Source organism: Methylobacterium sp. CM6257 (assembly GCF_054611515.1).
Genome location: NZ_CM137735.1, coordinates 6,537,717 through 6,550,554 on the forward strand (window position 1 = coordinate 6,537,717; position 12,838 = coordinate 6,550,554).

The following is a 12,838-nucleotide window of genomic DNA, read 5'->3' on the forward strand; positions in this document are numbered from 1 at the left end:
AAAGCGCCTCATAAGTGTGCATACAGCGCCGTCATTGCAACCTTACCCTGTAAGCCTGATCGGGTGATGCAGACTTAGACTTTTAGCCGATCACAGGGAATTGTATGAATCACCTTGCTTTTTTCAGGCGCTGTCTTAACTCGCGGACAGAGGGGACCACATCAGGCTTTCTAGCCAAGGAAAGAGAGAATGTCAGAAGCTGCGCCGACATCGCAATTGGATCACATCGAACGGACCGTAGACGTCGTCGCGGCCTACGTTTCCAACAACTCGCTGCCGTCGGCCGAATTGCCGGCGTTGATCGCGAGCATCCACGAGGCCCTGAACACGATCGCTTCCGGCCCGTCCGCACCCGCGGCCGAGTCTGTCGAGCGGCCGACACCCGCCCAGATCCGCAAGTCGATCCGACCCGATGGTCTGATCAGCTTCATCGACGGCAAGTCGTACAAGACCCTGAAGCGCCACCTGACCAAGCACGGTCTGGATCCGCAGAGCTATCGTGAGCGCTTCGGCCTGCCGGCCGATTACCCGACCACGTCGGCGAATTATTCGGCGCAGCGCTCGGCGCTGGCCAAGAGCCTCGGCCTCGGCCAGCCCGGCCGCGCCCAGCAGGCCGACAAGGAATCCGCGCCGGCGGAAGAGGCCGCGCCCGCCCCGGCGCAGGGCCGCCGCAAGGCCGCGGCCACCCCGGCCAAGGGTCGCGCCAGCCGCAAGGTCGAGGCCGCCTGACACACCGGGACGGATCGGAGGCGGGCTCTCGATCGGGGACGGTCGAGAGCCTCCACCTTGTGGCCCGGATCAGGCCGCGAGTCGTCCCTCCAGCGGGAACACCTTGGCGGGGTTCAGCATCCAGTCGGGATCGAACACCGCTTTGACCCGCATCTGCTGCTCCAGATCCACCTGATCGTACTGGAAGCGCATCAGCTCGCGCTTCTCGATGCCGACGCCGTGCTCGCCGGTCAGACAGCCGCCGACCTCGACGCAGAGCTTCAGGATCTCGTCGCCGGCGGCCTCGGCCTTCTGCAGCTCGCCCGGTTTGTTGATGTCGAACAGGATCAGCGGGTGCAGGTTGCCGTCGCCCGCGTGGAACACGTTGGCGACCCGCAGGCCCTTCTCGGCGCAGATCGCGCCGATCCGCTCCAGCACCGGCCCGAGCCGGCCGGTGGGGATGGTACCGTCCATGCAGATGTAATCGGAGATCCGGCCCGTCGCCCCGAACGCCGACTTGCGGCCCTTCCAGATCGCGGCGGATTCCGCCTCCGAGCGGGAGACCCGGACGCTCGTCGGCCGGAAATCCTGAGCGATCCGCTCGATCCGCGCCAGCATGGCATCGCACTCGGTGTCCGAGCCCTCGACCTCGATGATCAGCATGGCCTCGGCGTCGCGGGGATAGCCGGCCTGGGCGAAGTCCTCGGTGATGAGGATCGCCTCCCGGTCCATGTACTCGATCGCCACCGGGATGATGCCGGCCGCGATGATCGCGGCGACGCAGTCGCCCGCATCCTCGACCTTCGAAAACCCGACCAGAACCGGCCGCGCGCCTTCCGCGGCGCGCAGGATGCGCACCGTCGCTTCGGTGACGACGCCGAGCTGGCCTTCCGAGCCGCAGACGAGGCCCAGGAGATCGTAGCCGGGACTGTCGAGATGCTCCCCGCCGATCTCCACCACGGTGCCGTCGTTGAGCACGAGGGTGACGCCCAGCAGGTTGTTGGTGGTCACGCCGTATTTGAGGCAGTGCGCGCCGCCGGAATTCATCGCGATATTGCCCGCGATCGTGCAGGCGAGCTGACTCGACGGATCGGGGGCGTAGAAGAAGCCCTCGTGGCTGACCGCCCCCGAGATCGCGAGATTGGTGATGCCGCTCTGCACCCGGGCGGTGCGGTTGGCGAAGTCGATATCGAGGACCTTGGTCATCTTGCCGACGCCCAGGATGATCGCGTCGGCCTGCGCGATGGCCCCGCCCGCCAGCGAGGTGCCGGCCCCGCGGGGCACCACCCGCACATTGTTGCGGTGGCAGTAAGCCATCACGGCCGCGACCTCCTCGGTGGTCGAAGGCAGGACCACGGCGAGCGGCATCTGACGGTAGGCGGTGAGCCCATCCGTCTCGAAGGCCCGGCGCTCGTCCTCGCTCACCACCAGGGCCTCCGGCGCCACCAGGGGCGCGAGGCCCGCCAGGATCGCCTCGCGGCGCGCCAGGATGCTCGGGTCGGGTTCGGGGAAGCGGATGGTCATGGGGCTTGTGCCCTCCTTCGGCCCGCGTGGCGGGATGGCGTCGCGGCAGCATGGACCCGCCGGGGCATGGCTTCAACCAGGCTGCGGCGCTCCGTCGTCCCCGCGTCACATTTCAACCACGACGGCTGCCTAGCGTCGCCGCACACGCTTCGCATCGCCGGCCGCCCCGGCCCGCGGACCCGGCCGGACGGGCCGAGAACGGACACGATGAACGCTCCCGCCTCCAGCGCCCTGCGCGACACCCTCTACGACGCGCCGTCCGCGCACCTCGCCACCACCCGCGACCTCGGGATGCGCAGCCTGCAGATGGGGATTGCGGCCCTGCAGGAAACCAGCGCGGCGTTCCAGGGGCGGCTCGGCGCGGCCTTCGAGGAGGCGGTGCAGACCATCCTGCAGAGCAAGGGCCGGGTCATCGTCAGCGGCATCGGAAAGAGCGGGCATATCGGCCGCAAGATCGCCGCGACGCTGGCCTCCACCGGCACCCACGCGTTCTTCGTGCATCCCACCGAGGCGAGCCACGGCGATCTCGGGATGATCGCCCGCGACGACGTGATCATCGCCCTGTCGTGGTCCGGAGAGACCGCGGAGCTGTCCGACTTGGTAGGCTTCAGCCGCCGCTTCTCGATCCCGCTGGTTGCCATCACCCGCAACGGCGAGAGCACGCTGGGCAAGGCCGCCGACGTGCTCCTGGAGCTGCCGCGGGTGCGAGAGGCCTGCCCGCACGACCTCGCGCCGACCTCCTCCAGCCTGATCCAGCTGGCGCTCGGCGATGCGCTGGCTGTGGCGCTGCTGGAGCGGCGCGGCTTCACCTCGGCGCGGTTTCACACCCTCCATCCCGGCGGCACGCTGGCGGCCCGCCTCAAGACCGTGCAGCAGGTGATGCATGGGCCCCAGGATATGCCGCTGGTCCACGAGGGCGCCCTCATGTCGGAGGTGCTGATCGAGATCGCGGCGCGCCGCTACGGCTGCGTGGGCGTCACCGACGCGGCCGGGCGCCTTGTCGGCATCGTCACGGACGGCGACCTGCGCCGCCATATGGGCCCGGCGATCCTCGACACGCCGGTCTCGGCGGTCATGACCCGCGACCCGATCACCGTCGAGCCGCACAAGCTCGCCCAGGCCGCGCTGGAATTGATGAACCGCCGGCTGATCACCGCGGTCTTCGCCGTCACGGACGGCCGGCCGGTCGGCATCGTCCACGTCCACGACCTGCTGCGCGCCGGCATCGCCTGACGCCGATAAGGACTGTTCCAGCCCGCGCCCTCATCCTGAGGTGCTGCGCCCCGGCACCTCAGGATGAGGGCGGGGATGGGAAGAGCCCACCTCTGGACTGGCAGAGGCGCTACAGTCGCGCCAGCAGCTCCGCCTTCTTGTCCGAAAATTCCTGGTCGGTGAGCACGCCCCGCGCGTGCAGCTCCGCCAGCCGCTCGACGGTCGCCAGCACGTCGTCCGAAGAGGGACGCGCCGACGCGGGCGCCTCCGCGGCGGCCCGCTTCTGCCCCGGGTCGGCCTGCCGCGGGGCGGCCACTTCCGCCTCGATCCGGCGGAGGCGGGCGAGGTCGACGGCACCCGTCGGGCCGCTGAAGCCGAGGCTGCCGTTCGCCTGCGACACGCCGGTGATGGCGTGCTCCCCGGTATCGTAGACGGAAACGCCCGAGCCCGACTCGACGGCGAGGCGCCGGCTCTCCGGGAAATAGGCGTAGCGCAGCCCGTTCTGCGCGCCGGAGCTCGCCGGAGACCCCAGACCCGCCGGCCACCATTCGCCGCCGCCGCGCCGCGCCGCGGGCGCCGCGTCCGAGAAGCCGCCGGCCGGCAGCGCCCCGGCCAACTCGGTGCAGAGTGCGCCGACCCGCGCCTTCAGGCCGTCGTCGAACATCCGACCGACCATCACCATGCCGCCGGAGAACCACTGACCCATCCCGCCGAGATCCGGATGGTCGAACTGCGCCATCGTGCCGTGGCCGCGCTCCAGGGCCCGCATGAGATGGCGCACCGCATCGAGGCTGACCCCGTGGCGCTCGGCCACGCTCTGCAGCACCGACCCGTGGTCGAGCCGTCCGTCGTCGAGGAAACCGGCCCGCGCGGCGTCGTCTGACGGGTTCATGAGCCAGCTCCCGATGCGTCGCAGGACGGACAGGATCGGCGCGGGACCGGCGATCCGCGGGCCCGAAGACCGACCGGCCGGCGGCGAGCGCCGGGCCCGCGACGGCGTTACGACGCGGACACAATCCCTGATCGCAGACACCGGTTCCGGTTCACCTCACCCGGCGGCTGGCGGGAACGGGCCCGCGATGGTGAAGTCGGTGATCGGCCGGCGTCCGTTCGGCGTCTCGCGCGGCCGCTGCTCCTCGGTGAGCTCGGCCTCGGGCGTCTTGCGGCCCACCGCGAATGCGGCCTCGATCCGGTGCTTCTCGGGCAGGCGCAGCACCTCGGGCGCGCGGACATGGTCGAAGCCGACCATGCCGTGGGCGTGCCAGCCCTGGTGGATCGCCTGGAGCTGGAAGGCCAGCGAGGCGGTGCCCGCGTCGAAGGAGTGGCTGTAGGACGGCTTCAACTCGTCGCCGACCTTCATGAGCCCGTTCGAGACGAGGAACAGGATCGCCCCGGTGCCGGAAACCCATTTCTGATTGCCGGGCACCAGCAGGCCGAGGAAGGTCTCCCAATTGGCGTCGCCCTTGAGCGCGTACAGGAAGCGCCAGGGCTGCGAGTTGTAGGCGGAGGGCGACCAGCGCGCCGCCTCGATCATCCGCATCAGCTCGGATTCGGGCACGGCCTCGCCGGTGAAGACGCGGGGCGAGTGCCGCTTGACGAAGACCGGATCGATGTCGTGGTCGGCGCGGCGGGGCGAAGGCAGGCTCAAGGGGTTCGTCTCCGGAAGGGCGCGGGCGCCCCGGGCGGCGCGAGACTGCCCGAAACGCCCGCCCGGAGGCAAACCCTACGCCACGCTGCGCTCGATCTCCTCCTCGTCGCAGATCACGCCGGCATTGCCCTCGAACTCCGCCGCGAGGTCCACGGGCGCGTGGACCGGAGCCGCGTTCGCCCGGTCGCGCGCGAAGGTCGCCAGGAACAGGCGCATCACGTGACGCACGCCCGCGTCGTTGATGGTGCGCTGGTCCTCGTTGTAGTAGCGCCCGGCATTCACGTTGCTCGTGACGATATCGTAGGCGGGGAAGTAGACCGCCCGCGGGTCACCCCGGCCGACCACCTCGCCGGCTGCCACCCGCAGCACCGACTTGGAGTAGCTGTTCGACTCCATCACGTGCCGGTCCATGTAGGTGGCGATCATCGGCACCGGCGAGACCGTGAAGATCACCCGCGCCTTCGGATTCACGCTCCAGAGCCGGTCGAGGAAGCCGTTGAGGTCGCCGAGGACCTCGGCCGCCCCGGCATTCACGCACTCGTAGAGGGTCGGGTCGAAGGTCCCGCCCGCAACCCCCGGAGCGAGGGGAAGCGCCGCGCCGTCGGCGCGCCAGCGCCAGCCCTCGGTGAGGCCGAGCGTCAGTACGAACACGTCCAGCGTCTCGAACAGGCGGCGTACCTCCGCGAGATGCGCGTCCCGGGCGGCGATCACCTCGGCCTCGCTGGCGAATCCGTCCGGCTCGACGGTGGGGCGGAACGGGTCGACGTAGCGGCCGTCATCCCGCAGCCACGCCTTCAGCTCCGGCTCGAACCGGCCGTAGGCCCGGTCGAACAGCTGCACGAACTGGCGCGTGTAATAGAGGTTGCCGTACCGGGCCGAGAACGTGCCGAACTGGCGGGCATTGGCCTCCTCGGCGCTCATGCCGGGGGGCGGCGGCTCGGTCAAGTAGTAGTTGAAGCCGGCGCCGCGCACCGCCTCGGCGACGCGCTGCGCGAAGCAGGAGCCCCCGGTGGCGACCTTGTCGGTCGGCCCGATCACGAAGGTGTCCTTCGGATGCGGATTGACCGCGAAGGGCGGCACGTTGGTGACGACCTTGCGCCAGAATCGCTCGGCCGGTAGACCCGTATACGGATTCAACGCCATCTTCGAACCCTCTTCTTCACGACGGCGACAGGCCCTCGGGACCGTTGCGCCGTCCGCGGACACCGGCACGCGACGTGGCCCTGAACGACCTGCCCCGGCGCGCCCGCAGCGCGTTCACCCTCTCGACGCCCAGTTGGGCGCCTACCTGGGCGACACCATGGCGGAACCGCGCCCGCGCCGCCACGACCCGGAATGGGCCGAGCATCGCGGTGCTGGGCAATTGCCAGGCGCGGGGCATCGCCCGGGCGATGCGCCTGCTCGCACCGCGGAGCCCGGTGCGCTACCTGCCCATGGGCTCGCTGAAGCGCGACCACGGCCATGTCGACGGCTTGATCCGGACCCTGCGCTCCCACGACCACGTCTTCTCGCAGGCCTTCCCGGCCGGGCTGATCCCGGGCGGCGACGTCGCCACAGTGCGCGAGGCCGACCCGCGGCTCAAGCTCTTCCCGTCGATCGTGTTCTCGGCCTTCCATCCGGACATGGTCTATGTGGGCCAAGCCTCGGACCTCGCCGCCCTGAAGCTGACGCCGTCGCCGATGGGGCAGTACCACTCGGCGATCGCGCTCACCGCCCACAGGCTCGGCCTCGATGCCGGGCGCACCGCCGCCCTGTTCCGCGAGGACGTGTTCCGGCGCCTGGGCTATTTTGACCATTGGGACCCGGCGGTGCGCGAGCTCGTCGGCGCGGCCGCCGTCCTGGGTTTCGACCTGCAGCGCGAGGTGACCCGCTGGGCGCGCCGCGGCGCCTTCATGCACCTGATGAACCATCCCAAGGTCCACGTCCTCGGCGACATCGCCCGGCGGCTGTTGCAGGAGAGCGGGCTCACGCCGGAGCCCGTCGAGATCGAGGATTACCTCGGTGACGAACTGGCGCAGGATGTGGTCTGGCCGATCTACCCGCCGGTCGCCGAGCATTTCGGGCTCATTGGCTCGTACCTGTTCAAGGCCAAGCCGCGCGGCGACGACTTCCCGACCCTCTACGACCTGCCGGGCTTCATCGCGGCGAGCTTCGCCATCTACGATGCGATGCCCGCCGGCGATCTCGCCTGCCCGAGGGTGGACGCCTGGCTCGCCGCGCCGGAGATCGTGGCTCTGTTCCGGGCCGGCTGACCGGCTCAGCCCGCCGCGCAGAGCGGCGCGTCGAGACGCACCTCACCCAGACCCTCGACCATCATCCGCACCAGCCGGTTGACCTCCTGCATCTGGAACGGCTTGCGCAGGAACAGGCTGCCGGGGACGCCGCTCCGCCGATTGGCATCGGTCGAGGTGTAGACCACCGGCCGGTCGGGGTGGATCGCCCGGAAGGTATGGGCCACGGTCCAGCCGTCGATCAGCCCCGGTAGGTGGATGTCGGTGAACAGCCAGTCGATCTCGCCGCCCCGCGCGCGCAGGAGCGTCAGCGCCGCCTCGCCGGTGGAGGCCTCGATCACCCGGATGCCGTGCGTCTCGCACAGGCTCGCGATGATCTCGAGGAGCAGGTAGCTATCCTCGACGATGAGGACGCACTGGGCGCGACGCATGCTGAAGATCCGGTGATCGACGCCGCGCATCCTTAACGAACGGGGTTGAGGATCCTTTAAGCTCCCGTCCGGGGCGCGGCTGCGCGCAGACCGGTCCTGTTGCATCGTCGCAACCTGCGCGGCGGAAATGGCTGCGCTTGCCCGACCGCCCCGCCGCCGCCGCATTCCGGGCGCGTCAGCAGCCGCCTGCGTGCGGCAGCGCACGCCACCGACCGGACCAGGCGGCCAGGACCACCTCATCCCGCTCGGCGGAACCGTCGCTTAACCATCCGCGCCTACCAGGGCGCTCAGGACTACGCGGACCCGCCTCGAAGACCCGCAGCCGGCCTTCGGCACCGCTCGAGGAGTTACAACGATCATGCCCCAGCGTTTCCGCGCCGCCGCCCTCGGCCTCGCGCTCGTCGCCGCTCTCGGCCTCGGCGCCTGCAGCAACGACAAGGACCTCGCCGACGCTTCCGCCTTCGGCGCGGGTGCGGCGACCCCGGGCAGCGCACAGGACTTCGTCGTCAACATCGGCGACCGGGTCTTCTTCGAATCGGATTCCACCGACCTGACGCCCACCGCCACCGCGACCCTCGACAAGCAGGCCGCGTGGCTGCAGCGCTACCCGCGCTACACCTTCATCATCGAGGGCCATGCCGACGAGCGCGGGACCCGCGAGTACAACTTCTCTCTGGGCGCCCGCCGGGCCCAGGCGGTGAACGACTATCTCGCCAGCCGCGGCATCGCGGCGAGCCGGATGCGGACCGTCTCGTACGGCAAGGAGCGGCCGGTGGCGGTGTGCAACGACATCTCCTGCTGGTCGCAGAACCGCCGGGCTGTGATCGTCCTCGACCGTGGCGCCGGGGCGTAACCCGCGCGGCCTCACTTCCGGGAGCGGGGCTCACCCCGCTGCCCGCCCGCGCCGCAGTTTTGCCGCGGTGCGGCGCATCTGATAGGGCCTCGCGCCGAAACCGGATCGCAGCCGCATCATGCCCGCCCGCCTTCGCACCCGCCTCGCCCTCGCTACGGCCCTCGGCGCCGCGCTCCTCGGCCATCCGGCCGCCGCGCAGGACGCCTCCGAGCTGGTGGTGCGCCTTGGGCGCATCGAGAACCAGTCCCGTGTCATGGCCGGGCAGATCGAGACCCTCCAGTACGAGAACCGCCAGCTCAAGGAGCAGCTGCGCAAGTTCCAGGAGGACGTCGAGTTCCGCCTGAACGAGGGCAAGGGCGGCAAGCCGTCCGCGGCCCCCGCGCCGTCGGGCGCCGTCAACGGCGGCAATCCGGGTTCCGGACGCCCCGGCAAGCGCGGCGACGCCTTCGACCCGTCGCAATCCCCCGGCGCGCCGGGCGCCCCGAGGCAGCTCGGCAGCACCCAGCCCACCGCGCCGCTGCCCCCCCGGGAGGCCGCGGAGGCGGTCGAGGCCGCGCCCCGGCCCCAGCGCCTGCCCCAAGGGGCGATCAACGGGGCGGGCGAGGATGAGGACGCCGACGCCTCCGCCCCCGGCTACGACGAGCCCGTGGACCTGCGCCCGCCGGCCCGGACCGGCGCGATTCCGGCGGCGCGTCCCTCCGAGAGCGTGGCCGCGACCCGGACGGGCGACCCGGCCGCGGATTACGACGCCGCCGTCGAGTTGTACCGCGCCAAGCAGTACGAGCAGGCCGAGATGGGGCTGCGCCAGTTCATCCAGTCGCATCCGCGCGACAACCGCGTCGCCGGTGCCACCTACTGGTTGGGCGAGAGCTACCTCGCCCGCGGCCGCAACCGCGAGGCCGCCGAGCAGTTCCTGAAGGTCTCCACCGACTACGCCCGTTCCTCACAGGCCCCCGAAGCCATGCTGAAGCTCGGCGTCACGCTCAACGCGCTCGGCGCCCGCGAGCAGGCCTGCGCGACCCTTGCGGAGCTGGACCGGAAATTCCCGAATGCCGGGACGGGTGTCCGCCAGAGCGTCGTGCGCGAGCAGAAGCGCGCCCGCTGCGGCGCTTGAGCGAGCCGGGCGACCCGGTCCTCGACGCCCTCAGCTCCTGGCTCGGCCGGTCTGCCCGCGAAGGCCGGGGCGTTCTCCTCGCCGTCTCGGGCGGTCCCGATTCCACAGCCCTGATGCACGCCGCCGCCTCGCTGCGCGAGGCACTCGGCGCATCCGTGCGGGTCGCCACCGTGGATCACGGCCTGCGCCCCGGCTCCGACGCCGAGGCCGAGGGCGTCGGTCGCGCCGCCCGGGATCTCGGCCTGGCCCACGCGCTCCTGCCCTGGGCGGGCCCGAAGCCTGGCAGCGGCCTTCAGGATGCGGCCCGCACCGCCCGCTACGCCCTGCTCGCCGCTCACGCCGGAGCGGTCGGCGCCGGCCTCGTGCTGACCGGCCACACCCAGGACGACCAAGCCGAGACGGTGCTGATGCGCCTTGCCGCCGGCAGCGGCCCGGCGGGGCTCGCCGGCATGCGTGCGGAGCGGGAGCTCGCCCCCGGCATCGCCCTCGGGCGTCCGTTCCTGCACCTGTCGAAGGCGGACTTGGTGGCGTGGTTGGAGGGCCGCGGCATCGCGTATGTGCGCGATCCCGCCAACGTGAATCCGCGCTTCGCCCGCGCCCGCCTGCGCGGGGCCTGGCCGGTGCTGGAACGCGAAGGCCTGACCCCCGCGCGCCTTGCCCGGCTCGCCGAGCGCGCCGCCCGCGACGAGGTCGCGCTCCGGAGCGCGGCGGAGCAGGCCCTCGGCACGATGCGGCGGCCCGGAGCGGCGGACGCCGTCCCGCACCTCGACGGGGATGTCCTCGCGGCGCTGCCGGAAGCCGTGGCCCTGCGCTGCATCGACATCGCCCTGACACGGGCGGGCGCGGCGCCGCGCCGCCTCGAACGCCTGGAAGCCCTGGTCCTCGAAGCGCTGCTGCCGGCCCTGCGCCGCCGGGAGCCGATCCGGCGCACCTTGGCGGGTTTTCTGGTCTCGGCCGATGCCGGCGGGACCGTGAGCCTCGTCCCCGCGCCGCCGCGCCGGCGCAGGGCGCCGGGTGCTGCCCTCGCCGCAGGGGGAGGTCGATTACTTGGCAAGGGAGGGCCCCCCGCCTACATTGGCGAGGTGTGCACGGATGGATCGGCCGAACCGGACGACGCGTCCGTCAGGGGGTCGCACACGCCAAGGATTGATCGATGAACCCGAATTTTCGCAACTTTGCCTTGTGGGTCGTCATCTTCCTGCTGGTGCTGGCCCTCGTCACCCTGTTCCAGAACCCGGGGCACCGGGGCGGCGGCAGCGAGATCGCCTACAGCCAGCTCCTGAACGACGCCGATGCCGGCAAGATCCAGTCGGTGGTGATCTCCGGGCAGGACGTGTCCGGCACCTATGTCGGCGGCGGCAACTTCACGAGCTACGCGCCCAACGACCCGAGCCTGGTCTCCAAGCTCCAGGGCAAGGGCGTGCAGATCACCGCCCGTCCTCCGTCGGACAACACCCCCTGGTTCATCCAGCTGCTCGTGAGCTGGCTGCCGATCCTCGTCTTCATCGGCGCCTGGATCTTCCTGTCGCGCCAGATGCAGTCCGGCGCCGGCCGCGCCATGGGCTTCGGCAAGTCGAAGGCCAAGCTCCTGAACGAGGCCCACGGCCGCGTCAGCTTCGACGACGTCGCGGGCGTGGAAGAGGCGAAGGAAGACCTTCAGGAGATCGTGGAATTCCTGCGCGACCCCCAGAAGTTCCAGCGGCTCGGCGGCCGGATCCCGCGCGGCGTGCTGCTCGTCGGCCCGCCCGGCACCGGTAAGACCCTGATCGCCCGGGCGGTCGCGGGCGAGGCCAACGTGCCGTTCTTCACCATCTCGGGCTCCGACTTCGTCGAGATGTTCGTGGGCGTCGGCGCCAGCCGGGTGCGCGACATGTTCGAGCAGGCCAAGAAGAACGCGCCCTGCATCATCTTCATCGACGAGATCGACGCGGTCGGCCGCCACCGCGGCGCCGGCCTCGGCGGCGGCAACGACGAGCGCGAGCAGACCCTGAACCAGCTCCTCGTGGAGATGGACGGGTTCGAGGCCAACGAGGGCGTGATCATCATCGCGGCGACGAACCGCCCCGACGTGCTCGACCCGGCGCTGCTGCGTCCCGGCCGGTTCGACCGCCAGATCATGGTGCCAAACCCGGACGTCACCGGCCGCGAGCGCATCCTGCGCGTCCACGTCCGCAAGGTGCCGCTGGCGCCCGACGTCGACCTGAAGACCATCGCGCGCGGCACCCCGGGCTTCTCGGGCGCCGACCTGATGAACCTCGTCAACGAATCGGCCCTGCTGGCGGCCCGCCGGGGCAAGCGCATCGTCACGATGCACGAGTTCGAGGACGCCAAGGACAAGGTCATGATGGGCGCCGAGCGGCGCACCCTGGTCATGACCGAGGACGAGAAGCGGCTCACTGCCTATCACGAGGGCGGCCACGCCATCGTGGCCCTCAACGTCCCGGCGACCGACCCGGTGCACAAGGCGACCATCATCCCGCGCGGCCGGGCGCTCGGCATGGTCATGCAGCTGCCCGAGCGCGACAAGCTCTCCATGAGCTTCGAGCAGATGACCTCGCGGCTGGCGATCATGATGGGCGGCCGGATCGCCGAGGAGATGATCTTCGGGCCCGAGAAGGTGACCTCGGGCGCGCAATCGGACATCGAGCAGGCGACGCGGCTCGCCAAGATGATGGTGACCCGCTGGGGCTTCAGCCCCGAGCTCGGCACCGTCGCGTACGGCGACAACAACGACGAGGTCTTCCTCGGCATGTCGATGGGCCGGCAGCAATCGGTTTCCGAATCGACCGCCCAGAAGATCGACGCCGAGGTGCGCCGCCTCGTCGAGACGGGCCTGGAGGAGGCGCGCCGAATCCTGGCCGAGCACAAGGACGACCTGGAAGCCCTGGCGCAGGGGCTCCTCGAATACGAGACCCTCTCGGGTGAGGAGATCCGTAACCTGCTCCGCGGCCAGCCCCCGATCCGCGACGGCGGCGACGTGCCGCCGACTCCGGCCCGGGGTTCCTCGGTCCCCTCGGCAGGCCGCGGCCGGCCGAAGGAGAGCGACGGCGGGCTGGAGCCGCAGCCGCAGGCCTGAGGCCGTCACGCAGTAGACGGACACATCCGGAAGGGGCGCCC

At 70.9% G+C, this 12,838-nt stretch carries 12 protein-coding genes; 7 read left to right on the forward strand and 5 right to left on the reverse strand.

Features of this window, described 5'->3' with window-relative positions; all coding sequences use genetic code 11:
* The first annotated feature begins 189 nt into the window (after positions 1-189).
* Positions 190-729, forward strand: a complete 540-nt coding sequence (locus ACYCO6_RS31940) for a Ros/MucR family transcriptional regulator (RefSeq protein ID WP_459766916.1) — start codon at positions 190-192, stop codon at positions 727-729.
* Positions 730-798: 69 nt separating this feature from the next.
* Here the strand turns inward: ACYCO6_RS31940 and ACYCO6_RS31945 are convergent, their stop codons facing one another.
* On the reverse strand, positions 799-2,232 hold the full coding sequence (locus ACYCO6_RS31945) for an FAD-linked oxidase C-terminal domain-containing protein (protein ID WP_459766918.1): 1,434 nt from the start codon (positions 2,230-2,232) through the stop codon (positions 799-801).
* Positions 2,233-2,439: 207 nt separating this feature from the next.
* Between ACYCO6_RS31945 and ACYCO6_RS31950 the strand changes: the two genes are divergently transcribed.
* Positions 2,440-3,465, forward strand: a complete 1,026-nt coding sequence (locus ACYCO6_RS31950) for a KpsF/GutQ family sugar-phosphate isomerase (protein ID WP_459766920.1) — start codon at positions 2,440-2,442, stop codon at positions 3,463-3,465.
* Positions 3,466-3,574: 109 nt separating this feature from the next.
* On the opposite strand, the gene ACYCO6_RS31955 is transcribed toward ACYCO6_RS31950, so the two are convergent.
* From ACYCO6_RS31955 to ACYCO6_RS31965, 3 genes are all read right to left on the reverse strand, one after another.
* A complete protein-coding gene (locus ACYCO6_RS31955) occupies positions 3,575-4,336 on the reverse strand; it encodes an SHOCT domain-containing protein (protein ID WP_459766922.1) in 762 nt (253 codons plus the stop codon).
* A gap of 156 nt (positions 4,337-4,492) precedes the next feature.
* The gene (locus tag ACYCO6_RS31960) at positions 4,493-5,092 is read right to left on the reverse strand and encodes a nitroreductase family protein (protein WP_459766924.1); all 600 of its coding nucleotides are present in this window, start codon (positions 5,090-5,092) and stop codon (positions 4,493-4,495) included.
* A gap of 75 nt (positions 5,093-5,167) precedes the next feature.
* Positions 5,168-6,235, reverse strand: a complete 1,068-nt coding sequence (locus ACYCO6_RS31965; RefSeq protein ID WP_459766926.1) for a GSCFA domain-containing protein — start codon at positions 6,233-6,235, stop codon at positions 5,168-5,170.
* A gap of 74 nt (positions 6,236-6,309) precedes the next feature.
* On the opposite strand from ACYCO6_RS31965, the gene ACYCO6_RS31970 reads away from it, so the two are divergent.
* On the forward strand, positions 6,310-7,344 hold the full coding sequence (locus ACYCO6_RS31970) for a WcbI family polysaccharide biosynthesis putative acetyltransferase (RefSeq protein ID WP_459766928.1): 1,035 nt from the start codon (positions 6,310-6,312) through the stop codon (positions 7,342-7,344).
* 5 nt (positions 7,345-7,349) lie between these two features.
* On the opposite strand, the gene ACYCO6_RS31975 is transcribed toward ACYCO6_RS31970, so the two are convergent.
* Positions 7,350-7,754 carry a response regulator gene (locus ACYCO6_RS31975; RefSeq protein ID WP_459766930.1) on the reverse strand — a complete coding sequence of 135 codons (405 nt, stop codon included), beginning with the start codon at positions 7,752-7,754 and terminating at the stop codon, positions 7,350-7,352.
* A 358-nt stretch (positions 7,755-8,112) separates the two neighbouring features.
* On the opposite strand from ACYCO6_RS31975, the gene pal reads away from it, so the two are divergent.
* From pal to ftsH, 4 genes are all read left to right on the forward strand, one after another.
* Complete coding sequence (gene pal / locus ACYCO6_RS31980) at positions 8,113-8,607, forward strand: peptidoglycan-associated lipoprotein Pal (RefSeq protein ID WP_459766932.1); 495 nt, start codon at positions 8,113-8,115, stop codon at positions 8,605-8,607.
* A 118-nt stretch (positions 8,608-8,725) separates the two neighbouring features.
* Positions 8,726-9,721, forward strand: coding sequence for a tol-pal system protein YbgF (ybgF, locus tag ACYCO6_RS31985; protein ID WP_459766934.1), 996 nt, complete (start codon positions 8,726-8,728; stop codon positions 9,719-9,721).
* Positions 9,718-10,878: a tRNA lysidine(34) synthetase TilS gene (tilS, locus tag ACYCO6_RS31990; RefSeq protein ID WP_459766936.1), complete on the forward strand. Its 1,161-nt coding sequence runs from the start codon at positions 9,718-9,720 to the stop codon at positions 10,876-10,878. The genes ybgF and tilS overlap by 4 nt, the downstream gene beginning before the upstream one ends.
* Positions 10,875-12,797: an ATP-dependent zinc metalloprotease FtsH gene (gene ftsH / locus ACYCO6_RS31995; RefSeq protein ID WP_459766938.1), complete on the forward strand. Its 1,923-nt coding sequence runs from the start codon at positions 10,875-10,877 to the stop codon at positions 12,795-12,797. The genes tilS and ftsH overlap by 4 nt, the downstream gene beginning before the upstream one ends.
* Positions 12,798-12,838 lie beyond the last annotated feature (41 nt).